Origin of the sequence: Listeria swaminathanii (genome assembly GCF_014229645.1) — a bacterium.
Classification (GTDB): Bacteria; Bacillota; Bacilli; order Lactobacillales; family Listeriaceae; genus Listeria; species Listeria swaminathanii.
The window spans coordinates 87,001-109,912 of the sequence record NZ_JAATOD010000005.1 but is presented as its reverse complement, the minus strand read 5'-3'; the positions used below and the strand labels follow the sequence as shown (position 1 = coordinate 109,912).

The following is a 22,912-nucleotide window of genomic DNA, read 5'->3' as shown; positions in this document are numbered from 1 at the left end:
AAGTTATACTTGATGTTACGAAAAAAATCAATTAATCTTCTTTGTTGTTTCCACCATTAGCTTTAATGATTTCTTCAGCAATAGATTTAGGAACTTCTTCATAGTGGTCAAATTGCATAGTGTATACACCACGACCTTGCGTACCTGAACGAAGGTGAGTTGCATAACCAAACATGTTTGCAAGTGGTACAAATGCGCGAACAACTTGAGCGTTACCGCGAGCTTCCATACCATCTACACGACCACGACGGGAAGTAATGTTACCCATGATATCACCAAGGTATTCTTCTGGGATAACAACCTCTACAGCCATCATTGGCTCAAGGATTACAGGATCACATTTCTTAGCAGCATTACGTAATGCCATTGAAGCAGCCACTTTGAAGGCCATTTCATTGGAATCGACGTCATGGTAAGATCCGTCGTAAAGTTTTGCTTTGATGTCAATCAGTGGGTAGCCTGCAAGTACACCATTATCTAGTGCGCCTTCAAGACCTGCTTGTACAGCTGGGATGTATTCACGTGGAACAACCCCACCAACGATTGCATTTTCAAATTCAAATCCTTTACCTTCTTCGTTTGGTCCGAATTCAATCCAAACGTGACCATATTGTCCACGTCCACCGGATTGACGTACGAATTTACCTTCAACTTGAGCAGATTTACGGAATGTTTCACGGTAAGAAACTTGTGGATCACCAACGTTAGCTTCAACGCGGAATTCACGTCTCATACGGTCAACAAGGATGTCAAGGTGAAGTTCACCCATACCGGAGATAAGAGTTTGGCCAGTTTCTTGGTCAGTTTCAGCACGGAAAGTTGGATCTTCTTCCGCTAGTTTCGCAAGAGCTTGCCCCATTTTATCTTGGTCAGCTTTCGATTTAGGCTCGATAGCTACTTGGATAACTGGTTCTGGGAATTCCATGGATTCTAAGATAATTTGTTCTTTTTCATCACATAAAGTGTCCCCAGTAGTTGTATCTTTAAGTCCTACGGCAGCAGCGATGTCACCAGCGTATACGATCGAAATCTCTTCACGGTGATTAGCGTGCATTTGAAGGATACGTCCAACACGTTCACGTTTACCTTTAGTCGAGTTTTGTACATATGAACCGGAATTCAAAGTACCGGAATAAACACGGAAGAAAGTTAAGCGTCCAACATAAGGGTCAGTCATAACTTTGAATGCTAGGGAAGAGAATGGTTCTGAATCATCAGCGTGACGAGCAGCTTCTTCTCCATCAGGCAATACGCCGTTAATAGCTGGAACATCTGTTGGTGCTGGAAGGTAATCAAGTACTGCATCTAACATTGGTTGAACACCTTTGTTTTTGAATGCTGTACCACAAACTACAGGATAGAACTCAACGTTAAGTGTTCCTTTACGGATACCAGCTTTAAGTTCTTCTTTTGTAATTTCTTCGCCTTCTAGGTATTTCATCATTAGCTCTTCGTCAAGTTCAGCAACTGCTTCCACTAATTTACCGCGGTATTCGTCTGCTAAGTCTTTCAGATCAGCTGGAATTTCTTTAATATGAGGGTCATTTCCTAAATCATCTTCGTAATACAACGCGTTCATTTCGATTAAGTCAATGATACCTTCAAATGTATCTTCGGCCCCGATTGGGAGTTGGATTGGGTGCGCATTGGCAGCCAAACGATCATGCAAAGTACCTACAGAATATAGGAAATCTGCGCCGATTTTGTCCATTTTGTTGACGAATACTACACGAGGAACCCCGTAAGTAGTAGCTTGACGCCAAACTGTTTCTGTTTGTGGTTCTACACCAGATTGTGCATCTAGAACCGCAACAGCACCATCAAGTACACGAAGCGAACGTTCAACTTCAACTGTGAAATCTACGTGTCCAGGTGTATCGATAATGTTTACTCGGTAGCCTTTCCATTGAGCTGTTGTCGCAGCAGAAGTGATAGTAATACCACGTTCTTGCTCTTGCTCCATCCAGTCCATTTGAGAAGCACCTTCATGGGTTTCACCAATTTTGTGAATACGCCCTGTATAGAAAAGGATACGTTCAGTAGTGGTAGTTTTACCCGCATCAATGTGGGCCATGATACCAATATTACGAGTCTTTTCTAAGGAGAACTCTCTAGCCATGTTGTATTTCTCCTTCCATAAAACAATTTTTCAGGCAATACGCCTGGAATTTGTTAGTGATTTTTTTACCAACGATAGTGAGCGAACGCTCTGTTAGCATCAGCCATTTTGTGTGTATCTTCGCGTTTCTTAACAGAAGCACCAGTATTATTGGCAGCATCCATGATTTCGCGAGCAACACGTACTTCCATTGTTTTTTCTCCACGAAGGCGAGCATAATTAACTAACCAACGAAGACCAAGAGTAGAACGACGGTCAGCACGTACTTCGATAGGTACTTGATAGTTAGCACCACCTACACGGCGAGCTTTAACTTCAAGAAGAGGCATAATGTTCTTCATAGCTTGTTCAAATACTTCCATCGGATCTTTACCAGTTTCTTGTGCAATGATATCGAATGCGGAATATAGGATAGCTTGAGACTTTCCACGTTTTCCGTCAACCATCATTTTATTAATTAAACGAGTTACTAGTTTCGAATTATAAATCGGATCTGGTAACACGTCACGTTTAGTAACAGGACCTTTACGAGGCATCGGATATCCTCCTTTCATATTTTATAAGTATTATTTTTTAGGTTTTTTCGTACCGTATTTAGAACGGCTTTGTCCTCTATTTTCAACACCAGCTGTATCAAGCGCTCCACGAACGATATGATAACGTACCCCTGGTAAATCTTTTACACGTCCACCACGAATAAGAACAACACTATGTTCTTGTAAGTTGTGACCAATACCAGGAATGTAAGCTGTTACTTCAATACCATTACTCAAACGTACACGGGCATATTTACGAAGCGCCGAGTTAGGTTTTTTAGGAGTCATGGTACCAACACGAGTACATACGCCACGTTTTTGAGGAGAGTTAACGTCTGTTAGTTCTCTTTTAAAACTGTTTAGGCCCTTGTTCAAAGCAGGTGATGTAGATTTTTTGATTTTAGATTGACGAGGTTTGCGTACTAATTGGTTAATTGTAGGCATGGGATAAATTCCTCCTTCCTTATTTAGTAGTTCCACACATCCAGGTGGTTCATTTTTTCGGTAAAATAAAATGGCTGTAAGTTCGACCTACAACGCTGTTTTATTTTCAGACCTCTGTTTATAGTAGAGGCACCTTGAATATAGTAACACCTTCAGCTAAAGATGTCAAGGTGGTTTTCTATATAATCTACCACGGATATTGTTTGATTATTCACAATGATTATATTAATATAAAATTAAAAAGGATGATTAGAGATGGAATGGACAACTTTGTTAAACCGGGAAACAATATCGCGAAAAAGGAATCCTGGGAACGGTGATTTAAGAAACGCATTTGAAAATGATTATCAAAGAATAATTTTAAGCGCTTCTTTTCGTAGATTACAAGATAAAACACAGGTCTTCCCTTTAGAAAAAAATGATTTTATTAGAACGAGATTAACGCATTCTTTAGAAGTTTCTACAATCGCTAAATCTATGGGGACTTTAGTTGGCTCACAAATAGTTGAACGTAATATTGATCCCAGCTTCACAGAACAAAATATTCGAGAATTATCTGACCTTTTAGCCTCTGCTGGATTACTCCATGATATTGGTAATCCACCGTTTGGGCATTTTGGTGAAACAGCTATCAGACAGTGGTTTGCTAAAGAACTTCCCACCCTTAAGATAGATGATATTTCAATAAATTCTCTTTTAGAAAAACAAATGCGCAATGACTTTCTACATTTTGAAGGAAATGCACAAGTTCTTCGTGTAGTTACTAAATTACATCAACTTTTCGAAACAAGTTATGGGATGAATTTAACATCTGCTACGTTAAACTCGTTTGTTAAGTATCCTGTTAATTCTCTTCAAATAAATAAAACTCATATTAAAAGTAAAAAAATGGGATACTTTTATTCTGAAAAAGATATTTTTGAAAAAATCACTGAACAAACAGGAACAAATGGAAATAGGCACCCAGTTACTTTTTTATTAGAAGCCGCTGATGATATTAGCTACTTAATAGCCGATTTAGAAGATGCAGTAAAAAAAGGAATTCTTTCTATAGACACTATTATAGAAAGAAACTCAGAATTTAGTACTTCAAAAAACCCAATTCTAAAAGATAGTTTTGAAAAATTACTACAAATCAAGAAAAGTTGCAAAAAAGATATATCCATTTTCCAAGCGTGGACTGCAACTAATGTTCGGGGCATCTTAATAAGTGCTGTGGTTAAAAACTTCTTCGACAATTACTCTAATATAATGACTGGTATCTTTGACAAAGCTTTACTACAAACTTGCAGTCTTAATGAATTAGTAACAGCTTTAGAACAAATCTGCATTGATCACGTTTTTACTGATAAAAAAATTATCGCCTCAGAACTAGCAGGTAAGAAAATAATTTATGGCTTATTAGATCTTTTTGTTCCTGCTGCAATTTATTACGATTCTGACTATGTAGATCCTAATGAAGATGAATCTAAACGTTTAATAGAATTGATATCAGACAACCATCTGTCTTCTTATCACAAAAACTCAAGAGATAAAAGCAAAAATGAAAAGCTTTATTTACGCTTATTATTGGTTACAGATTTTATATGTGGTATGACAGATACTTATGCAAAAGATTTATATCAAGAGCTTAATGGTATATATTAAAAAACAGCAATCTCAGAAATTAAACTGGGATTGCTGTTTTGCATTTAACTTAGTCCATTCAACCGTTGATATAAATCTTTCGCGTAGCTGTCGGTCATGCCGCAAATGAAGTCTGTTACGAGAAGTAATCGCAAGTACAGTTTCATCGTTTCGCTTTCGCCTTCTGCGTTTTTGCGGTAGCAGCCTAGGTAGTTGTCGGAAATCAAGGTTAGTAGCCGTTTATCTTTGGCTGTTTGGCGTTCTGGGGTTTCGCTGTCGTAGTAAATCACTGCCGGGATAAACGTTTCGAGCAATTTGGAGATGATTTCATTGCCGGCGATTTCGGATTCAACGATGCCTTTATCTTGATAAATATACGTGAATGACAGGCTTTGTAAAATATGAACGAGTTGTTCAGCGCTTGATGCATCAATGAGTGAGTCGTTGAATGTGCCTGCCATGATTGCGTCGTAGTTCGCGTAAAACACTTCGAGTGAACGATTGATTAATTGGCCGCGAACGTTGGATGCTAGCCATTGTTGTACGATGAAACTTTCTTCTTGTCCTTCGTAGCGCTCGCTTTTTTTCTTGAGTTCGTTATAGCATGCGGCAGTGACTTTATTATGCTCTTCTACTTCTTCAAATCCTTTTAAAATTTGTGTGATGTTGACGATGCCTTTTTTCACACCGTCTTCTAGGTCTGCATTTAGGTAAGCGATGTCGTCTGCTACTTCTAGTAAATAAGTGAGCGGATGACGGTTATCGCGCGCTTCTGTGGCAGTTGTTATTTCATTAAAAAGGGATTCATCGGCGTAAAAGTAGCCTAGTTTTTTACTTTTAATTTGTTTTTTATTTACTTTTAAAGAAGAAACTGGGTATTTGATGACTGCGTTTAAAGTTGCAAATGTTAGGTTTAAGCCGTATTGGTCGAAAAGATAATGTAGTTTTGAGACTACACGGAGCACTTGGGCGTTACCTTCAAAGTAGTAAAAGTCTTCTTTCATTTGTGGTGTCAGGATTTCGGCTAGGCTTTTATTTTTGTAAGTGATGGTTGCTAAATTGTCGCGGAACCACTCGCGGATGCTTTCTTCGCCAAAATGGCCGAACGGCGGATTCCCCATATCATGTAACAATCCTGCACAAGCGAGGATTTCCGGGATTTTATCTGCGTGCTCTTTTGTAAATTCTTCATCTAGGTTTTCTTCTTGAATCGTGTGTGTAACCATGTTTCCCATTGATTTTGCGATGGTGCTTACTTCCATTGAATGAGTTAGTCGCGTACGCACAAAATCGCTTTTTTCTAGTGGGAATACTTGGGTTTTATCTTGTAAACGGCGAAATGATGCACTCATAACGATGCGCTGGAAATCATTTTCGAAAGCGCTACGTACGTCGGTGTTTTTTGAACGAGTGACACCAGATTCGCGGCGGCGTTTGTCATTTAATAGTTTATCCCATTTCATTTAAATCCCATCCTTTATAAATTGCTTAGTTTTTCCATTTCGGCTTTAGTGAGCCTATGTACTGTCCATTCTGACATTTTTTCTGCGCCAATTTTTTCGTAAAAGTCCATGCCTGATTTATTTTCATTCAAGCACCACCACTCAAATCTGCCGCAATCTCGCTCTAAGGCAAGTTTGGATAAATAGCTGAAAAACTGTGTTCCAAAACTTTTGCCGCGCATTTCTGGAATGATGTAAAGGTCTTCTAAGTACAAACCTTTTTTGCCAAGTAGTGTGGAAAAATTATGGAAAAAGAGTGCGAAACCAACTGGTGCGTCTTCGTATTCGGCGATAATTACTTCGGCTGCTTTTTCTTGAAAAAGAGCCTTATGCAAGCCAGCTTCTGTTGCTACTACATCTTTTTCAATGCCTTCGTGTGTTGCAAGTTCTGTAATAAAACGAAGAATTAACTTCGTGTCTTGTTCGGTCGCGTTTCGAAATGTGAGTTGTGTCATATATCTCTTCCTTTGCGTTGTCGTATTAATTTAAGTATAAGCTAGAGCGAGGGATGTATCAATTAAAAAAATATCTACTATATAATATAAAAAAACTAGGTGCTTTTTGGGCGACCTAGTTTTTTGGGGTGTTTTATTGTTTTAAGCCTTGGATACACGCTGCTTTATCTGCCGCTCCAAAGAAGTATGATCCAGCAACGAGGACGTCCACGCCGGCTTGTTTACATTTCTCTGCGGTTTCAGCATTTACGCCGCCATCTACTTCGATAACGTAGCTACCGTGGTTTTCACGGCGCCAATTATCCAGATAGCGCATATTTTTGGTAGTTGACTCGATAAATGCTTGTCCACCAAAACCGGGATTGACTGTCATTTGTAAGACTAAATCTACATCTGCTAAAATGGCATCCAGCACATTTGCCGGAGTTCCCGGATTGAGTACGACTCCCACTTTACAGCCGGCTGCTTTAATTTGTTGAATGACGCGGTGGATGTGCGGTGTGGCTTCGATGTGCACGGAAATAATGTGCGCTCCAGCCGCGGCAAATTTTTCAATATAGTTTTCTGGGTTTGAGAGCATTAAATGGACATCCAGTGGAATAGTCGCTGTTTTGCTAATTTGCTCGACCATGTCGATTCCAAATGTCAGATTCGGTACAAAATGTCCGTCCATGACATCGATATGAAGGTAGTCAGCTCCTGCATCTTCTGCTTCTTTAATGGAATTTGCCATGTTCATATAATCAGCTGCAAGTAAAGATGGCGCTACGAATGTCATACGCGCACACCAGCTTTCGCGATAACTGCTTCGACACGATTTGCCACATTTTCAGGCGTAAATCCGTAAGCCGTAAACAAGTCTTTCGCTGGAGCAGATGCGCCAAAATGGTCGATTCCTAGCATATCGCCTTCTGATCCAATAAATTCTTTCCAGCCAAATGTTGCTCCAGCTTCAATCGCAAATCGCGCTGTCACTTCTTTTGGTAAAATGCTTTCTTTATAAGCATCGGTTGTTTTTTCAAAGCGTTCCCAGCTGGATAAACTGACAACGGAAACGTCTAGATCTTTTTTCGCAAGTTCGCGTTTCGCTTCGATTGCAAGGGATACTTCGGAGCCCGTTGCGATAATGATGGCGTCTGGTTTGGAACTAGTTGCTGGCGCTACGATGTACGCTCCTTTTTCTACGCCTGCATCTACTTCTTCTTGGGCATTTTCGAGTACTGGCAGGTCTTGGCGTGATAATACAAGTGCGATTGGGCCATTTGTGTTGGTTGCGGCAATTTCCCAAGCAGCGCGGGTTTCTTTGGCATCAGCTGGGCGGATAACTGTTAGGCCTGGCATTGCACGGAGCGAGGCTAGTTGTTCGATTGGTTCGTGTGTCGGACCATCTTCACCAACAGCGATACTGTCATGCGTGAATACGTAAGTTACTGGAAGTTGCATTAAAGCAGCCATCCGCATCGCTGGGCGGACATAATCCGAGAATACGAAGAAGGTGGAGCCGAACACTCGTAAACCGCTATGAAGTGCCATTCCGTTTAGCATTGCTCCCATCGCGAACTCGCGCACACCAAACCAAATATTTTTTCCAGCGGGGTCTTGGATGCTATACGCTGGACTCGCATCGATAAAGGTTTTATTTGAGCAACCTAAGTCAGCGGATCCCCCGAAAAGTTCCGGTAATTCGGCCGCAATCGCGTTGATCATTTTTCCAGATGCGGAGCGTGTTGCGACATTGGTGCCTGCTTCGAAAGTTGGCAAATTAGTATTCCAATCAGCTGCTACTTCTCCCGCTAACACGCGATCTAATTGGCTTGCAAGTTCTGGGAATTCTTTTTTGTAATTAGCGAGCATGGTATTCCAAGCGCCTTCTAGTTTTTCTCCGCGAGCTTTGTAATTTCTTAAATAATCACGAACTTCTGCTGGTACAGTAAAAGGCTCTTCTGCCCATTCATAATGTTCTTTCGCACCGTTCGCTTCTTTTTCACCAAGCGGAGCACCATGACTTGCGGAGCTACCTGCTTTTGTTGGCGCGCCGTAACCAATGACTGTTTTCACTTCAATCAGCGTTGGCTTCGATGTTTCTAGTTTAGCTTGGACAATTTTTTCTTGAATTGCTGCTAAATTATTGCCATCTTCTACGCGTAAAACTTGCCAGCCGTATGCGCGGAAACGGTCTGCTGCATTTTCGCTGAATGTCGCACTTAAATCGCCATCTAAACAAATATCATTCGAATCGTATAATACGATTAATTTCCCAAGTCCTAAATGACCTGCAAGTGAGGCTGTTTCTGATGCCACGCCTTCCATCAAGTCTCCATCACCACAAATTGCATACGTATAATGGTCTACAATTGGATAATTCGGTTGATTATACTGTGCCGCCAAATGCGACTCCGCAAGCGCCATCCCCGCAGCCATACCAATCCCTTGTCCAAGTGGTCCACTCGTTGCATCAACCCCTGCAGTCCAACCAAACTCAGGATGTCCTGGCGTTAAACTATCTAATTGACGGAACTGTTTCAAGTCTTCCATTTTTACATCATAGCCAAATAAATGAAGCATGCTATAAAGTAGTGCGGAACCGTGTCCTGCTGATAAAACAAAGCGGTCGCGGTTAAACCATTCTGGGTTGGTTGGGTTAAATACTAAATGTTTCGCAAATAGCATGTAAGCCATTGGCGCTGCTCCCATCGGCATTCCCGGGTGTCCTGAATTTGCTTTCTCAATCATATCAATCGATAACGAACGAATCGTGTCCACTGCTTGTCTATCTAATGTTTTTTTCAAAACGGTCATCTCCCTTAAATTGTTTGTGCTTTTTTACACATATTTTTCTACGTCGGACCAAATGTGTACCAGTCTTTCTGCATAACTCGTTTTATCTCGGTTATGAAAAAGTGCCGATGTTCCGAGTACATAAATATCTGGTAAACAGTCGCGCATCAAGCCTACTGTCTCTTTATTAATATTGCCGTCCACTTCGATGAGCGGCACATGGACTTTTCCAGCTAGTTTCGCTTTTAAATCATCCAATTTTTGTAATACGTCTGATTGAAATTTCTGCCCCGCAAAACCTGGATTTACGGTCATCATCAACACCATTTCGACATCATCTAAATAAGGATAAATGGCTTCGATGGGGGTTTCCGGATTTATCGCGATGGATGGTTTGACATTGTAAGAGCGGATTTTCCGAATAACTTCTGATACGTCTTCCGCTACTTCGACATGAAAAGAAATGTATTCCGGTTTCACAGGACCAAACATGTCAATATATTTAAGTGGGGTAATAGTAGCCAAATGTATGTCTAGGGGGATTTCTGTGTTGTTTCGCACTATTTCCAAATATTCCGGACCGAGCGCAAGATTATTCACATATACACCGTCCATCACATCGCAGTGTAATAGTTCCACGCCAGCAGATTCAAGGCGCCGGAGCTCATCACTTAAATGTAGTTGGTCTGCACACATAATTGAAGCGGCTATTTTACTCATTTTCATCCTCACTTTCTTTCGAGTTCAGTAATTTTATCCAAGCGGCGTTTATGGCGATCACCTGCAAAAGATGCCTCAAGCCACGTATCAACAAGTAAAAGCGCTAGTCCTTCACCGACGACGCGTTCACCAAGGCAGAGAATATTGCTATTATTATGTTCCCGAGTCGCACGCGCTGAAAAAGCATCCGAAACAACCGCAGCACGGATTCCGTCGACTTTATTCGCAGCGATACTCATCCCGATTCCAGTCCCGCAGCATAGGATGCCGAGTTCGGATTGCCCACTCACCACTTGGCTCGCAACTTCTTCTGCATACGACGGAAAATCAACACTTTCGTCCGTATATGTTCCAATATCAACGACCTCGATATCTTTTTCACGTAAATGTTTCACAATGGCATCTTTTAGTCGACGTCCGCCGTGGTCACAACCAATTGTTAATTTCATTTAATTTCACCTTCATTAATAGATTTTTTTCTTTTAACGTCTTATAATGAAATGGAACCGAGAACATACGCGAATATGTTCTCGGCTCATTTCTAAGGATGACTACTGTAAAACATCTGAGCCCGAGAAGCTTTGGATTCGTTTGCACGGTTATCCTTTTTTTGATGTTTTTTCATACAGTTCATCCTCCATTATTAAGATTTCACTAATACTTTAATTTCATTTCCTGCCATAACTGCCTCGAAAGCCTCGCGCCAGTCATCTAAACCATAAACTTTGGTAATCATTTTATCCGTATTGATTTTGCCATTTGCAAGTAAGTCGAGTGCTAAAATCCAAGAAGATGGTTTTTGCGAACGGCTGCCAATATAAGCAATTTCACGTTGGATAATGGATTCTTCATCAATCGCATTTTTCTTTTCGGCAAAAAGTCCTACTTGAACGAAATCGCCTTTTTTCTTCGTTAGAGGTAATCCTTGATTTACAGCGGGTACTGCGCCAGAACAATCAAATACGCGTTCCGCTCCGTAACCATCTGTCATGCCTAGCACAACTTCAGCTAAGTCTTCTTTTAAGGTATCGACAATCCGGTCCATTCCAAGTTCTTTCGCTAGACGTAGACGATCGCTATCTTTGGTAATTCCTGCCATAATCACCGTTGCCCCTTGTGCTTTCACGACTTGAGCTAGTAATAAGCCAATTGGACCTGGTCCGAAAACAAGTACTGTGTCATCTGGACGAATCGTTGTTTTTTCAAGCGCCGAATGGACACAACATGCAAGCGGTTCTGTCAGTGCTGCTGCTTCCAGCGAAATCCGTTCATCAAGCAAGTGACAACTTTCCTCGCGTGATAAAACAAATTCTGCAAAACTACCATTTGCTTGCGTACCAATGCCGCGACGATTGCTACATAAATTGTAATCATGTTCTTTACAATAAATACATTCTCCACAAGTTTCAAAAGTTGTTTCACTTGTGACACGGTCTCCCACTTTGATACTCGTTACATCTGGCCCAACTTCCACAACGACACCAGAAAATTCATGTCCAAGTGTGACGGGAGTTGTTGGATTTTTGTATTCTCCTTTAAACGTATGGATATCTGATCCGCAAATACCAGTGAATGCTACTTTGATTTTTACTTTGTCGCCATAGACTTGTGGTTCTTCCACATCTTTTAGCTCCATTTGATCATATCCGGGGTTTGTTTTTACTACTGCTTTCAAATTAATCGTCACCTTTCTGCGGCAATATCATCACTTTGTTATAATCATGCTCTCTGGAAAGAATCATATCAAACGCTTCTTTCGTTTCTTCTAGCTTATAACGATGCGAAATTAGTGGTTTCAGTTTAATTCGACCTTGTTTCACGAATTCAATCGACGTACGCCACTCCTCACCTGGAAATGGTGCCGAGTAAGAATTCCAAAAACCTTTAAGCGTAAGTTCACGTCTAAAAATATTTTCAAAAGCTTCCTCATGCAAAAGTACATCTGCGTAAGCTATTCCTAGAAAACCAACTTTACCTTTTTTCTTCGTTACAAGTAAGCATTGTTCTTGGGTTATTTTTGAACCAGCACACTCGAGCGCGATATCTGCCCCAAGACCATTTGTATAAGCGAAAACGCGTTCTTTTAAGTCTTCATTTTTTGGATTAATGGTGTATTTGCAACCAAATTCCCGCGCATCTGCTAATTTTTTATCACTGATGTCAACGGCGATAATATCTTTCACGCCTGCAAGAAGTAAGCATTGTACAACTAAAATCCCGATGGTTCCAATTCCGAATACAACGACTGTATCGCCAAGTCTTGGCTGAATTCCAAGTACCCCGTGCATCGATACGGCAAGTGGTTCAATCATCGCACCTTCTTCAAAATCAAGGTCGCCGATAGAAATCACATTGTCGGCTTTCATGACAACATTCTCCGCAAATCCTCCATGGAAATGTGACCCCACCATTCGGTAGTTATCGCATAGTGCGAAGTCGCCAGCTTTACAATAATTACATTCCATACAAGGCTCAAGCGGAATTCCCGCAACCCGGTCGCCGATAGCTACATTTGTTACTTCGCTACCAATTTCCGTGATTACACCTGCGAATTCATGTCCCATTACAGCAGGCAGTGGGTATTTCCAGCGCGTTTGCATTTTATGAATATCTGATCCACATATTCCAACTGCTTTTACTTCGACACGAACTTGATCTTTCCCGCAAGTCGCTTCATCAATTTGTTCTGCTTTTATTACATTATTCTCGTATAACACAGCTGCTCGCATGTTACTATCACCTCTTCTATATCATTAAGACAAAACTTAGAAAATAGCTGCCCAAGCTTGAGAGAATTTAAGAATAACCCAGTTAAAGAAGTTACCACCCATATCAAGTGTACTAACTTGTGTTGCTCCTTTAGGGAATTCGTAAACACCTTTCATCATTTCTGTATGCACAAGGCCGAAGTCAGTTGCCATAAGAAGTGCTAGTGCAATTACTACAGTTCCAGCTAAAACGGAGTGAAGAATGTTACCTTTACGAGATGCTACTACGAATGATACGTAGAATGGAATAGTTGCCAAGTCACCAAAAGGAAGTACTTTGTTACCTGGAATGATAACAGCTAAGAAAAGAGTGATTGGAACAAGGATTAAACCAGTAGAAATATTCGCTGGGTGACCGATAGAAAGTGCTGCATCAAGACCGATATAAAGTTCGCGGCCTTTGAAACGAGATTTCATGAACTCACGAGCGGATTCTGAAATTGGAATTAAACCTTCCATTAAAATTTTAACCATACGAGGCATTAGGAACATTACCGCACCCATGGACATACCAAGTTGTGCAACTGCCCCAACGTCATAACCTGCAAGAATACCGATTGCAATACCTAGAATAAGACCCATCATCATTGGTTCCCCGAAAATACCAAAACGTTTTTGAATTGTTTCTGGGTCAACGTGAATGTTTTTAATACCAGGGATTTTAGCAATTAGCCAACCAACTGGAATACCGATGAAACCGAATGCTGCTGTAGAACCTGTTGGTAAGGAGATCCCTTTTAAGCCGTAAAATTCTTCTACCATAGGTTGTGTTCTGTCTGCCATCCAAAGAACAGCAACTTCATAGATGATTGCACAAAGAATCGCGAACCACCAGTTACCACCAGTTACGATATAACCAGTCGCACCTGCTGCGATAAAGTGCCAGTAGTTCCAAATATCAATATCAAGTGTTTTCGTAACTTTAAAGAAAATAAGTGCTAAGTTAACTACCAAACAAATTGGAATTAAAATTGCTGCAACTGGAGAAGCCCATGAAGCCGCGGCGGCTGCTGGCCAACCTGCATCAATAATTGTTAAATTCAGTCCAAAACGCTCAACCATTTGTTGCGCTGCCGGACCTAAGTTACTAGATAGTAAACTAATAACAAGGTTAATACCTACAAACCCGATACCAATCGTAATCGCTGAACGAAGCGCTTTCTTTGCTGGTACTCGGAAAATTAATGCAATAAAGAAAATCATAATAGGCAAAATAACTGTAGGCCCCAAGTTTAAAACATACTGTACTCCTGACAGAAGTGTATCCATTTAATATTTCCTCCTTTTTTCTCTGTTTAATGATAAATGTTAAACTCCCTTGCGCAGCCTTTTATTTAAGGTGCGCAAGTATTTCTTCGTCTAATTCTTCCATACCCATACCAGTGATATAAGAAGTTGCAATAATAGCTGGGATTTTGTACGTTGTTGGTAAAATAGTTGTTGATACGATCAAATCCGCTCCGTCTTGCATGGATGCTGCTTCGGAAATTTTAATTTGTTTTACTTCTGCATCCACGTTGTTTTCTTTTACCAAACGTTCTACTCTGTCCGTTACTACTGTTGATGTTGCAATTCCTGCTCCACAAGCTACCAAAATTTTAAATTGTCCCATGATAAATTCCTCCTAATTAATTGCTGCGATTTCCCGCGGCTAATTTTCCTGTTTTTTTTAAACGGCTATTGTTTCTAAAATTTGTTTTACTTCGTCTTCATCTTTCGCTCTGAGTAATGCGGCTACATTGTCTTTATCCTGAATCGTCCCCATCAATTGCTGAAGTACCGCGAGCTGGCTGTGAGGTTCGTTTAGTCCAAGTACGAAAATCAAATTCGCTTCAACCGTTTGACCAGCATCTTCCATTAATTTGAATGGAATGCCATCTTTCACAGTGATTACGGCGATAAATTGTTCCGTAACGCATTCTGGATCCGTGTGCGGTAATGCCACGCCGTATCCATCTAATTTTAGCCCCGTTGGAAAGGTTTGTTCACGGTCTGTTAGTCTCGTTAAAAAGTCATCCGTCACATACCCTTCAGACTTTCCACTTTCTGCGACCATTTGGAATAGGTCCTCTTGTTTCTCGATATCCGATTGAACCCAAACCATTCCTTTTTTCAAAAATTGTACTAAATCCATTACGAAATCCTCCTGTAATTCTTTCTGACTTCTCTACATTGTCTTTTTTGTTTCCAAGTCCGTGAAGTTTTTAATTATTTGGTGCATTTCTTCTGTGTTTCCAGCATCCGCAAGTTTTTTCAGTTCTTTTTTGTTCTCCGATAATTCCATCAATTGTAGTAATGCTGTGAAATGAGCGTTTTTGTCTACGGCTGCGATAACAACGATAAAATGTAGCTCTTTACCGCCTTCTAGTGGCAAGCCTTCTTCTAGATAAAGTAAACTCATTCCGAGGCTATTTACTCCTTTTTCCGTTTCAGCATGAGGGATAGCTATCGTATTACGGAGAATGATGTTCATAATCGGTGCCGGATATTGCCGTTTCATTTCTTCCACGTAAGCTGATTCCACCACTCCTGCTGAAAGTAATGGTAAAGCCGCATGATAAATTGCCTCATGCCAGTCTTTCACCGATTTCTTCCGAGTGATTCGCGTTACCTCAAGTAAGTCTGCGAGTGAACTTTTGCCTTCGTGTTTGGATGTGTTTTCTTCTGGAACTGGCATTAAATAGTCTGCTAACACTTTTTCAAGACGGGCAGCATCTTTAATATCAGCAAATTTGGAAATAGTTTTCATTAATTGGTCGACGCTGATATTCACCTCATCCACTAAGTAAACCGACCGCATCACCCGGCGTCTAAGCTCGAGGCGTTCCTTCCCATCCATCAATTGGTTGATTAGGAAAAATTTCTTATCGGTCGAAAGTGGTACTGCGGAAAACACAATGTCATAGCCTACCTTTGTTTGTTCAAATTCTCGAATCGACATCGCTTGATAGAAAAATATTTCCGGGAACAGACTGCGTAATGTTTTTTCCATCAATCGCGAAATCGACAATCCGTTCGGACAAACTACAACTGCTTTTAGTCTCGTTTGTAATTTTTCCGTGGATTCGATTAAATGCCCTCCAATGAAAAGGGTGATAAATATGCTTTCATTTTCAGGAACCTTGCTACCAATAAAACGTTCTAATGGCATGAGCGACTCTTTCACGATGTAATGCACGGCTTGGAATTCTTGATCAATCTTGTCTAAAATGCTGTAATCTGTTGTAAGATGATACTTAATTCGATAATACGCAGGTTTAATATGTGCAAATAATTTTTCAAGTAACGATTCTTTGTCTACTAGTTGAATACAAGCCTTTTTCTCAAATTCGCTTAGAACTTGTTCCAGCGCCAGCCTTAACTTATGCGTTTCCTCCGATTTTAAATACTGTTTCGGAAGTACATTCGAAGTTAAAAGTTGCAAGGTGATGTACATTCGCTCCGCTTCTGGCATGTTCGGCTCTTCTTCAATAAAAATCTCTGCTGCTCCGTATTCCCGAGTATCTGACAATTCATTGTAGTCAATCAGGAAAGATGTCGTAATTGTTTGCCCCTTCTTCATCCGCCGAAAAACAGCTTCTAAAATGTAAGGCAGTATTTGCATTTTATTGTCAATAAAATGCAAATTCAGGTGATGTTCCACTTGTTCCAATTTTTCCCGGAGGTCTTTGATTCTCGCTTCCTCCACTTGCATGAAATCCTGTAAATACTCTTCGCCACCAAAACTTTCTATGATGTGTTCTGCCGCATAAATGAGCGCCGTCCGCTGATTCCACTCGTCTCCGTCAATTAAATAGCCACGCATTCGTGAATATTTCACTTCGAGGTTGAATTTATCGAGCGTCTTTTGTACCAGCTTCAAGTCTCGTAATACGGTGTTCTTACTCACCTCCAGCTCGCTTATAAAGTGATTAAGGGATAACTCTTCACTTCCTGTTGTTAACATGAGGATGATTAGGCTGGCACGTTCCTTTTCTGACGGGATGTACCAGTCCGTTTTTTCGCCATCTTCCTCACCAATGATTTGAAACAGGTCAGGTTCTACGATAAATCGCCCATTCGCAGCTCGATGAATCTTCGGATAAGTTTGTTCCTCAAGCCAGTTATTAATTTTTTGGAAACTATAGTCGACTTGTCTTCGAGTTAAACCAAATTTTGCCTGTAAGTTCGTACTCGATGTGTCAGGATGTCGTAAGAGTTCTTTTAAAAGTGAATTACTTCTCTCATCCAAATACATGTCGTTCCCTCCTGTTCGTTTTAATTATAAATCTAATTCTAATAAAAATGTACACGCTTTCATCCCAATAACTTGCGGAAAGAATGTACATCATTGGGCTTTACTTGTGACTTTTTTAACAATCCTGTTCTTTGGAAATGGGTGAAAGTTGGTCGTGAGGCTTGGTATATTGCGGACTTGTGAAACTTCTCGAAGCAAGGCGAAATCTGCTTTGAAACAAAAATGAGAATGAAGTAATGGCGTTTTGCGAGGCGTTGTTTCTCCTTAATCATACAAAAGATGGTCTGCTCTTTCTATACGTTTTGTAAAAAATAACGCAAAAAAAGACGCAAATGATAAAAAATACCATTTGCGCCATATCCAGTGTGATTATTTTCTTTTTTGCTTATCAACTCTAAGTAAACTTTTGTTGAAGTTTTTAAAGGGTGCCGCGCGTTTTACTTTCATTTTCGGGAACGATTTTAACATCCGCCGTTCATTAAATTTAAGTTTGCGCATACTGGCAGCAAGCTCTTTATCTTGTTTACGTTTTGCTTCGATTTCAGCAATTTTGATATCGACATTCTCTTGTTTTTTCAAAAGTCCTTCTTCAAATTCTTTCGCGCGTTCTTTTACGCTAGCTTTTAGTTCAGCCGCTTGTACGTTTAGTTTTTCATTAAATTCAGCAAGTGCTTTTTGGAATGATAGCATACTTGTGACGGATTTAATCGTATCGATGAGCATAATAACAACGATGAGGGCAGGAACAATCCAACCTCCCCAGCTTAATACCCAATCCGCAAACTCGGTTACAACTGGGTGCAGGAAACGCACAACGATGATACAAGCAAATCCCCAGAAAATCGAAATCGGTAAGCAAATCCGCCCTTTAACATTAAGGGGCCAGTTGTGATAATCCCACCATGTTGTATGGAACAATGCTTCCAAAATCGTTGCGGTTATGTATTCAATTACTGTGCAAATAATCATCGAGAAAATAAATAAGGCCCATAAATTGTTTTGAAACGGTAAAATCATCATTAAAACTGCCGTTACCCCAAACCCGTAAATGGGGCAATATGGTCCATAAAGAAAACCACGATACACTAACTTCTTCTCTGAAATCGAGCAAAAAACTTCCTCCCAAGCCCAACCGAGAACAGAATAAATGAAGAAATATAGGATAAACATATTAATATCCATCTTTTCATCTCCTTTTTGTTTTCTTTTTCACAATCAATTTCATTATAACAGAAATAAGAACTTCTTAACTAAATTAGTCAAAAAGTTCCGCTTGTTTATATTTTGGCAGCTTGCTCTTCGCTTCTGAGTATGCATGGTGGATTAACGCGCGAATCAAGTCTTTATCCTGTTCTTTTTCTAATAAAACGGAAATCCAAACCCGTTTATTCATGTAATAGCCAGGGACAACGGCCGGATTTTCCGCGCGAAGTTGTTCACTTTTTTCGGCATCGCACTTTAAGGTTAAAATCGGTTCGCCTTCTTTATTCGTTCCACGCATCGCCATTAGTTGATCCAAAACGTGGTAGCGCTCTGACCCCCACTCTTCTTTAAAAGAATATTGGACTCCCGGCAACTTGCTTATTTCTTCGCGTATCCAAGCAAATTCCTCGCTCATTGTTCCGGCTCCAAAATCATAATCTTATTGCCATCTGGATCAAGCAAGTTCAGTTCGCGTCCACCCCACTCGGCCACACGCGGCTCCGGAGTATCCACTCCCACTGCTTGAAGTTCCTGATACATCTCATCCAAATTGGTATCACACGAAAACACAAATTCCACCTTAGACTCACTTGACTTGCCCCATTTGCTACTATTCCAGACAATAATTCCGGGAGCATTTTCGGAAAATCCTAGTTTCGCACCGTCATAATTGTCGTATCCTTCAAACATAACCGGTATTCCCAGTTTTTCGTGATAGAAAGCGACCAATGCCGCCGGATCTTCCGTAGAAATATTCGTACAAACAAATTCATTAATCATTTAAAGCACCTCCATATCGATAGTTTAACAGTACATTTTTGGTTTTTATTGTATATTTACGACATTTTGCAGAAAAAGTCGCTTCATTTCTTCTGGGGTGTGATTACTATATCGTTTAAATTGTTTAATTAAATGCGCTTGGTCCGAAAAGCCATTGAGATAAGCCAGTTCCACTCCTGATACATTTGAATTCCCGTACAAATCCTGCAACACTTTTTGAAAACGGATAAGTTTCGCAGTCTGTTTTGGCGCAAGTCCCATATGCTTTTGGAAAAGTCGTTCTAATTGCCGAACCGAAATCGCGCTTAGTTGGAGTTGATTTGGATTTTGTAGCAACTGATCTAATCCATTGAGAAAATCAGCGTGCATTTGCTTACCAAGCGTCATTAATTTTCGTAATAAAAACCCTTCTAGTAAAGCGATTCTTTCCCTGTTTGTCGTCGTTTCTGCAAATCCCTCTCGAAAAAACTGGGTAAATCCGGCAAACATATCTTCCGGCTCATTCACACGATTCATACTACCAGCCAAATCCTGTTCTACAAATAAAAACAGTGACCACGCATAAAATCGCACGGCAAAAAGCTCAGAACTACTTTCATCATTGGCTTCAAAAGGTGCATCACTGACGCCAACAAACATAGCATCCATAACTAACCCTGTTTCGCTATCAATGGTAAAAATAATATCCGCACATAAATCAGGAACTACTAAATTATTTCCCGGGAAATCTCTATCATCCGCTTCCCAAAAACAACGAATATACCCCGCTAGCGCCGCGCTTGGTAGATATTCTTTATAGCCAGCACGTTTCGGTGTAGCTACAATAGGATAAAACGAGCTTAATTTTGCTATAAAGAAACCTCCTTTTCCTCATAGTACCACAAAATTTTCTCTTTAATCATGCTTCTTTCTTTTATTTATGGGTATTAAGTAAATAAGGGGAAAACTTTTGAGAGGGTGATACAAAATGTCTGCTTACAAACGGATTCTTGTTGGTGTAGATGGATCAAATGAAGCGGAAGCCGCACTAAGACGAGCTGTTCAATTTGCCAAAATGGATGGCGCTACGCTTGGTATTGGCTTTGTCGCGGATGTTCGTCGGATTGCACCATTAATCGATTATGAACAAACCTATGCAAAAAAAGCCAAAGCTTACGGAGAAGAACTAGTTGAAATGTACAAAAAAGAGGCAGAAAAAGCTGGCGTGGCGCAGGTCGAAACTTTTGTTCACTTTGGTACGCCAAAAACTACTTTTAATAAAAAAATAACACGGAATTTCGAACCCGATTTAATTTTAGTTGGTGCGACTGGACTTTCCGCAACGGAGCAATTTATTCTTGGTAGTGTTTCTGAATATACGGCCGCTCATGCACCTTGTGACGTTATCATTGTTCACGCAAAACCATGGCGCAATAGAAAGACTGTCGAAAAACTTTAATTCATGTATAATGAAGTTATTGATTATACGGCAGGAGGAGAAAAAATGACAGTTAGTAAAGTTGCCATTGCTTCAGACCATGGCGGAATTGAATTACGCAAAAGTATTATTTCTTATCTTGAAAGTGTTGGTATTAGTTATGAAGAATTTGGTCCAGAAGCACCGGAATCAGTGGATTATCCGGGACTTGCTATTACCGTTAGTGAAAAAGTCGTGAACCAAGAAGTCGATCGCGGTATTTTAGTTTGCGGCACGGGAATTGGCATGAGTATTGCGGCCAATAAAGTAAAAGGTATTCGTTGCGCGCTTGTTGGTGATACATTTAGCGCTCATGCAACTCGCGAACATAATGATACAAATGTCCTTGCACTTGGAGCGAGAGTCATAGGCCCAGGTTTAGCAGAAGATATTGTCAAAATTTGGCTAAACACCGAGTACGAAGGCGGCCGACATGCAAACCGTGTTGGACAAATTACAGCGTACGAAGACAGCCACGCTTAAAAAATAATAACGACCAAGTCTCTTATAGGCTTGGTCGTTTTTTATATCCATTTTATTAATTGTTCACAAATAGTAATTTGTTCCCGTTTTAATATCACAAATGAGAACATTTACGCATTGCAAACAAGAACGTTTGTTCGTATAATGTATTTAAGCAACAGCTAATTATTGGAAATATTGGAGGTGTCATCATATGAGCTACCAAGATCGCGGCATGAAGAAATGGGGCGGTTTTTTATTGAGTGAGCATACGGAGGCAATGCAAAACGCCGAGCCAACGTTAGTATGGAAAGAAGCTATGACTACAGAATTTATTGAGAGCGTACTAGCTAGCGCGATGACGCATCAGTCTATGCTTGTTATCCAGAAAAAGCCACTAGATCCAGAAGCAAATCCTGAAAACGACATTATCGGCCGTATTTCAGGAGTGGAAAACAACACTATCTATCTTAAAAACTCTGAAGGTATTATCCCGCTTTCCTTCTCTGCTATTCGAAATGTAGAAGAAAGGAGTGTCGACAAATGGTACAAGTAGAAGATTATAGCCGTGCACCGCGCCGTGATATTTTATGCATTGATATTAAATCGTTTTTTCGCCTCGGTTGAATGTGTCAAACGTCGGCTGAATCCGCTGGAAGCTTATTTAGTTGTCATGAGTAACGCTGACCGAGCTGGTGGCCTTGTTTTAGCAGCAACACCGAAAATGAAACAAGTCCACCACATCAAAACCGGCTCGAGAATGTATGAACTTCCAACTTGGGACAAGCGAATTATTATCGCACCCCCGCGAATGAAACTATATTTAAAAGTAAATGCGATGATCCAAGCCATTTTCAGACGTTATGTTCCCGCTGAGTTTATTCACGTTTATAGTATTGATGAATGTTTTTTAGACATCACTGGGTCGCATTTGCTGTTCGGTAGTACAGAAGAAATCGTCCGCAAAATCCAGCGTGATATTTTAGAAGAATTACGGCTGTATGTCACAGTTGGGATTGGCGACAACCCACTTCTTGCAAAACTCGCACTCGATAATGTTGCCAAAAATCGCGATGACGGAATCGCTGAATGGCGTTATGAAGATGTACCAGAGACCATTTGGAAGATTAGGCATTTGGATGATGTGTGCGGAATTGGTCGCCGGACTGCGGTTCGACTGCAAAAAATGGGGATTTTTAATATGTACCAGCTAAGCCAAACGCCACCCCAACTATTAAAAAACGCGATGGGCGTGGTCGGCGAGCAACTTTACTACCACTCTCACGGTATTGATTACAGCCTTTTAAATGAAAAATATGTCCCGATTAGTAAAAGTTACGGAAAAAGCCAAATTCTCGAAAAAGACTATCATGTGCCTGCTGAGGTCGAAATTGTTATTCGTGAAATGGTCGAGGAAGTAGCTATGCGTTTGCGGCAAAATCACTTGGATACCGCGGTCATTCATTTAAGTATCGGCTACAGTAAATACAGCATAAAAAAAGGATTTAGCCATCAAGCTAAAATCCCTCCTACGAGTAGTAGTCATGCGCTTATTCCTTATTTCCTGCAACTATTCAGGCGTTACGATGAACGAGAGCCCGTGCGCTCCATTGCGATTTCATGCGGTAAAATTACTTTAAAAACCGGGCTGCAACTCAATTTATTTGAAGATGCTACCCGTACTTTAAATCATGAGCAATTAGAAATAACTGTCGATAAAATTCGTACGCGTTATGGTTTCAAATCACTTATGCACGCAAGCAGTTTGCTAAATGGAGCGACTGGGCTAAAACGGTCTGAAATGGTTGGTGGTCATAAAGGCTAGC

At 40.5% G+C, this 22,912-nt stretch carries 24 protein-coding genes; 5 read left to right on the top strand and 19 right to left on the bottom strand.

Annotation, left to right across the window (positions count from 1 at the left end; genetic code table 11):
- Positions 1–31: 31 nt before the first annotated feature.
- The 3 genes from fusA to rpsL all read right to left on the bottom strand — a co-directional run bounded on the left by fusA (position 32) and on the right by rpsL (position 3,099).
- Positions 32–2,119, bottom strand: coding sequence for an elongation factor G (gene fusA, locus HCX62_RS12855; RefSeq protein ID WP_120184482.1), 2,088 nt, complete (start codon positions 2,117–2,119; stop codon positions 32–34).
- 65 nt (positions 2,120–2,184) lie between these two features.
- Positions 2,185–2,655: a 30S ribosomal protein S7 gene (gene rpsG / locus HCX62_RS12850; RefSeq protein WP_003753956.1), complete on the bottom strand. Its 471-nt coding sequence runs from the start codon at positions 2,653–2,655 to the stop codon at positions 2,185–2,187.
- 30 nt (positions 2,656–2,685) lie between these two features.
- Complete coding sequence (rpsL, locus tag HCX62_RS12845) at positions 2,686–3,099, bottom strand: 30S ribosomal protein S12 (protein ID WP_003720973.1); 414 nt, start codon at positions 3,097–3,099, stop codon at positions 2,686–2,688.
- A gap of 255 nt (positions 3,100–3,354) precedes the next feature.
- On the opposite strand from rpsL, the gene HCX62_RS12840 reads away from it, so the two are divergent.
- Complete coding sequence (locus HCX62_RS12840; RefSeq protein ID WP_003722013.1) at positions 3,355–4,746, top strand: deoxyguanosinetriphosphate triphosphohydrolase; 1,392 nt, start codon at positions 3,355–3,357, stop codon at positions 4,744–4,746.
- Between the two features lie 44 nt (positions 4,747–4,790).
- Here HCX62_RS12840 and HCX62_RS12835 read toward each other — a convergent pair whose 3' ends face one another.
- From HCX62_RS12835 to HCX62_RS12760, 16 genes are all read right to left on the bottom strand, one after another.
- Entirely contained in the window at positions 4,791–6,188 is a 1,398-nt protein-coding gene (locus HCX62_RS12835; RefSeq protein WP_185502915.1) for a deoxyguanosinetriphosphate triphosphohydrolase, read from the bottom strand.
- A gap of 14 nt (positions 6,189–6,202) precedes the next feature.
- The gene (locus HCX62_RS12830; protein WP_185639341.1) at positions 6,203–6,682 is read right to left on the bottom strand and encodes a GNAT family N-acetyltransferase; all 480 of its coding nucleotides are present in this window, start codon (positions 6,680–6,682) and stop codon (positions 6,203–6,205) included.
- Positions 6,683–6,815: 133 nt separating this feature from the next.
- Positions 6,816–7,460: a ribulose-phosphate 3-epimerase gene (gene rpe / locus HCX62_RS12825; RefSeq protein ID WP_185639340.1), complete on the bottom strand. Its 645-nt coding sequence runs from the start codon at positions 7,458–7,460 to the stop codon at positions 6,816–6,818.
- Positions 7,457–9,472 carry a transketolase gene (gene tkt, locus HCX62_RS12820; RefSeq protein WP_185639339.1) on the bottom strand — a complete coding sequence of 672 codons (2,016 nt, stop codon included), beginning with the start codon at positions 9,470–9,472 and terminating at the stop codon, positions 7,457–7,459. Before tkt ends, rpe begins: the two co-directional genes overlap by 4 nt.
- Positions 9,473–9,505: 33 nt before the next feature.
- Positions 9,506–10,180, bottom strand: a complete 675-nt coding sequence (locus HCX62_RS12815) for a ribulose-phosphate 3-epimerase (RefSeq protein WP_185639338.1) — start codon at positions 10,178–10,180, stop codon at positions 9,506–9,508.
- 8 nt (positions 10,181–10,188) lie between these two features.
- Positions 10,189–10,629 carry a ribose 5-phosphate isomerase B gene (gene rpiB / locus HCX62_RS12810; RefSeq protein WP_185639337.1) on the bottom strand — a complete coding sequence of 147 codons (441 nt, stop codon included), beginning with the start codon at positions 10,627–10,629 and terminating at the stop codon, positions 10,189–10,191.
- A gap of 194 nt (positions 10,630–10,823) precedes the next feature.
- Positions 10,824–11,855: a zinc-binding dehydrogenase gene (locus HCX62_RS12805; RefSeq protein ID WP_185639336.1), complete on the bottom strand. Its 1,032-nt coding sequence runs from the start codon at positions 11,853–11,855 to the stop codon at positions 10,824–10,826.
- 1 nt (position 11,856) lies between these two features.
- Positions 11,857–12,909 carry a galactitol-1-phosphate 5-dehydrogenase gene (locus tag HCX62_RS12800; RefSeq protein WP_185532587.1) on the bottom strand — a complete coding sequence of 351 codons (1,053 nt, stop codon included), beginning with the start codon at positions 12,907–12,909 and terminating at the stop codon, positions 11,857–11,859.
- 36 nt (positions 12,910–12,945) lie between these two features.
- A complete protein-coding gene (locus HCX62_RS12795) occupies positions 12,946–14,217 on the bottom strand; it encodes a PTS galactitol transporter subunit IIC (RefSeq protein ID WP_003722022.1) in 1,272 nt (423 codons plus the stop codon).
- Between the two features lie 61 nt (positions 14,218–14,278).
- A complete protein-coding gene (locus HCX62_RS12790; protein WP_003722023.1) occupies positions 14,279–14,560 on the bottom strand; it encodes a PTS sugar transporter subunit IIB in 282 nt (93 codons plus the stop codon).
- Positions 14,561–14,617: 57 nt separating this feature from the next.
- The gene (locus HCX62_RS12785) at positions 14,618–15,082 is read right to left on the bottom strand and encodes a PTS sugar transporter subunit IIA (RefSeq protein WP_003722024.1); all 465 of its coding nucleotides are present in this window, start codon (positions 15,080–15,082) and stop codon (positions 14,618–14,620) included.
- A gap of 33 nt (positions 15,083–15,115) precedes the next feature.
- On the bottom strand, positions 15,116–17,185 hold the full coding sequence (locus HCX62_RS12780) for a BglG family transcription antiterminator (RefSeq protein ID WP_185639335.1): 2,070 nt from the start codon (positions 17,183–17,185) through the stop codon (positions 15,116–15,118).
- 369 nt (positions 17,186–17,554) lie between these two features.
- A complete protein-coding gene (locus HCX62_RS12775; protein WP_185639334.1) occupies positions 17,555–18,367 on the bottom strand; it encodes a putative ABC transporter permease in 813 nt (270 codons plus the stop codon).
- A gap of 73 nt (positions 18,368–18,440) precedes the next feature.
- A complete protein-coding gene (locus HCX62_RS12770; RefSeq protein WP_185639333.1) occupies positions 18,441–18,803 on the bottom strand; it encodes an MmcQ/YjbR family DNA-binding protein in 363 nt (120 codons plus the stop codon).
- The gene (locus HCX62_RS12765; RefSeq protein ID WP_185639332.1) at positions 18,800–19,168 is read right to left on the bottom strand and encodes a VOC family protein; all 369 of its coding nucleotides are present in this window, start codon (positions 19,166–19,168) and stop codon (positions 18,800–18,802) included. The genes HCX62_RS12770 and HCX62_RS12765 overlap by 4 nt, the downstream gene beginning before the upstream one ends.
- Before the next feature lie 45 nt (positions 19,169–19,213).
- Complete coding sequence (locus tag HCX62_RS12760; protein ID WP_185639380.1) at positions 19,214–20,020, bottom strand: helix-turn-helix domain-containing protein; 807 nt, start codon at positions 20,018–20,020, stop codon at positions 19,214–19,216.
- A 115-nt stretch (positions 20,021–20,135) separates the two neighbouring features.
- Between HCX62_RS12760 and HCX62_RS12755 the strand changes: the two genes are divergently transcribed.
- From HCX62_RS12755 to HCX62_RS12740, 4 genes are all read left to right on the top strand, one after another.
- Positions 20,136–20,606 carry a universal stress protein gene (locus tag HCX62_RS12755; RefSeq protein WP_008948893.1) on the top strand — a complete coding sequence of 157 codons (471 nt, stop codon included), beginning with the start codon at positions 20,136–20,138 and terminating at the stop codon, positions 20,604–20,606.
- A gap of 45 nt (positions 20,607–20,651) precedes the next feature.
- Positions 20,652–21,107, top strand: a complete 456-nt coding sequence (gene rpiB / locus HCX62_RS12750) for a ribose 5-phosphate isomerase B (protein WP_185639331.1) — start codon at positions 20,652–20,654, stop codon at positions 21,105–21,107.
- Between the two features lie 193 nt (positions 21,108–21,300).
- Positions 21,301–21,642 carry a hypothetical protein gene (locus tag HCX62_RS12745; protein ID WP_185639330.1) on the top strand — a complete coding sequence of 114 codons (342 nt, stop codon included), beginning with the start codon at positions 21,301–21,303 and terminating at the stop codon, positions 21,640–21,642.
- A 12-nt stretch (positions 21,643–21,654) separates the two neighbouring features.
- Positions 21,655–22,911 carry a Y-family DNA polymerase gene (locus HCX62_RS12740; protein ID WP_185639329.1) on the top strand — a complete coding sequence of 419 codons (1,257 nt, stop codon included), beginning with the start codon at positions 21,655–21,657 and terminating at the stop codon, positions 22,909–22,911.
- The last annotated feature ends 1 nt before the right edge of the window (position 22,912 follow it).

What these genes read in the sequence shown, in the direction of transcription:
- fusA (WP_120184482.1), bottom strand. Translation starts at nt 2,119, where the DNA reads ATGGCTAGAGAGTTCTCCTTAGAAAAGACTCGTAATATTGGTATCATG.
- rpsG (WP_003753956.1), bottom strand. Translation starts at nt 2,655, where the DNA reads ATGCCTCGTAAAGGTCCTGTTACTAAACGTGACGTGTTACCAGATCCG.
- rpsL (WP_003720973.1), bottom strand. Translation starts at nt 3,099, where the DNA reads ATGCCTACAATTAACCAATTAGTACGCAAACCTCGTCAATCTAAAATC.
- HCX62_RS12840 (WP_003722013.1), top strand. Translation starts at nt 3,355, where the DNA reads ATGGAATGGACAACTTTGTTAAACCGGGAAACAATATCGCGAAAAAGG.
- HCX62_RS12835 (WP_185502915.1), bottom strand. Translation starts at nt 6,188, where the DNA reads ATGAAATGGGATAAACTATTAAATGACAAACGCCGCCGCGAATCTGGT.
- HCX62_RS12830 (WP_185639341.1), bottom strand. Translation starts at nt 6,682, where the DNA reads ATGACACAACTCACATTTCGAAACGCGACCGAACAAGACACGAAGTTA.
- rpe (WP_185639340.1), bottom strand. Translation starts at nt 7,460, where the DNA reads ATGACATTCGTAGCGCCATCTTTACTTGCAGCTGATTATATGAACATG.
- HCX62_RS12815 (WP_185639338.1), bottom strand. Translation starts at nt 10,180, where the DNA reads ATGAGTAAAATAGCCGCTTCAATTATGTGTGCAGACCAACTACATTTA.
- rpiB (WP_185639337.1), bottom strand. Translation starts at nt 10,629, where the DNA reads ATGAAATTAACAATTGGTTGTGACCACGGCGGACGTCGACTAAAAGAT.
- HCX62_RS12800 (WP_185532587.1), bottom strand. Translation starts at nt 12,909, where the DNA reads ATGCGAGCAGCTGTGTTATACGAGAATAATGTAATAAAAGCAGAACAA.
- HCX62_RS12795 (WP_003722022.1), bottom strand. Translation starts at nt 14,217, where the DNA reads ATGGATACACTTCTGTCAGGAGTACAGTATGTTTTAAACTTGGGGCCT.
- HCX62_RS12790 (WP_003722023.1), bottom strand. Translation starts at nt 14,560, where the DNA reads ATGGGACAATTTAAAATTTTGGTAGCTTGTGGAGCAGGAATTGCAACA.
- HCX62_RS12785 (WP_003722024.1), bottom strand. Translation starts at nt 15,082, where the DNA reads ATGGATTTAGTACAATTTTTGAAAAAAGGAATGGTTTGGGTTCAATCG.
- HCX62_RS12780 (WP_185639335.1), bottom strand. Translation starts at nt 17,185, where the DNA reads ATGTATTTGGATGAGAGAAGTAATTCACTTTTAAAAGAACTCTTACGA.
- HCX62_RS12775 (WP_185639334.1), bottom strand. Translation starts at nt 18,367, where the DNA reads ATGGATATTAATATGTTTATCCTATATTTCTTCATTTATTCTGTTCTC.
- HCX62_RS12770 (WP_185639333.1), bottom strand. Translation starts at nt 18,803, where the DNA reads ATGAGCGAGGAATTTGCTTGGATACGCGAAGAAATAAGCAAGTTGCCG.
- HCX62_RS12765 (WP_185639332.1), bottom strand. Translation starts at nt 19,168, where the DNA reads ATGATTAATGAATTTGTTTGTACGAATATTTCTACGGAAGATCCGGCG.
- HCX62_RS12755 (WP_008948893.1), top strand. Translation starts at nt 20,136, where the DNA reads ATGTCTGCTTACAAACGGATTCTTGTTGGTGTAGATGGATCAAATGAA.
- rpiB (WP_185639331.1), top strand. Translation starts at nt 20,652, where the DNA reads ATGACAGTTAGTAAAGTTGCCATTGCTTCAGACCATGGCGGAATTGAA.
- HCX62_RS12745 (WP_185639330.1), top strand. Translation starts at nt 21,301, where the DNA reads ATGAGCTACCAAGATCGCGGCATGAAGAAATGGGGCGGTTTTTTATTG.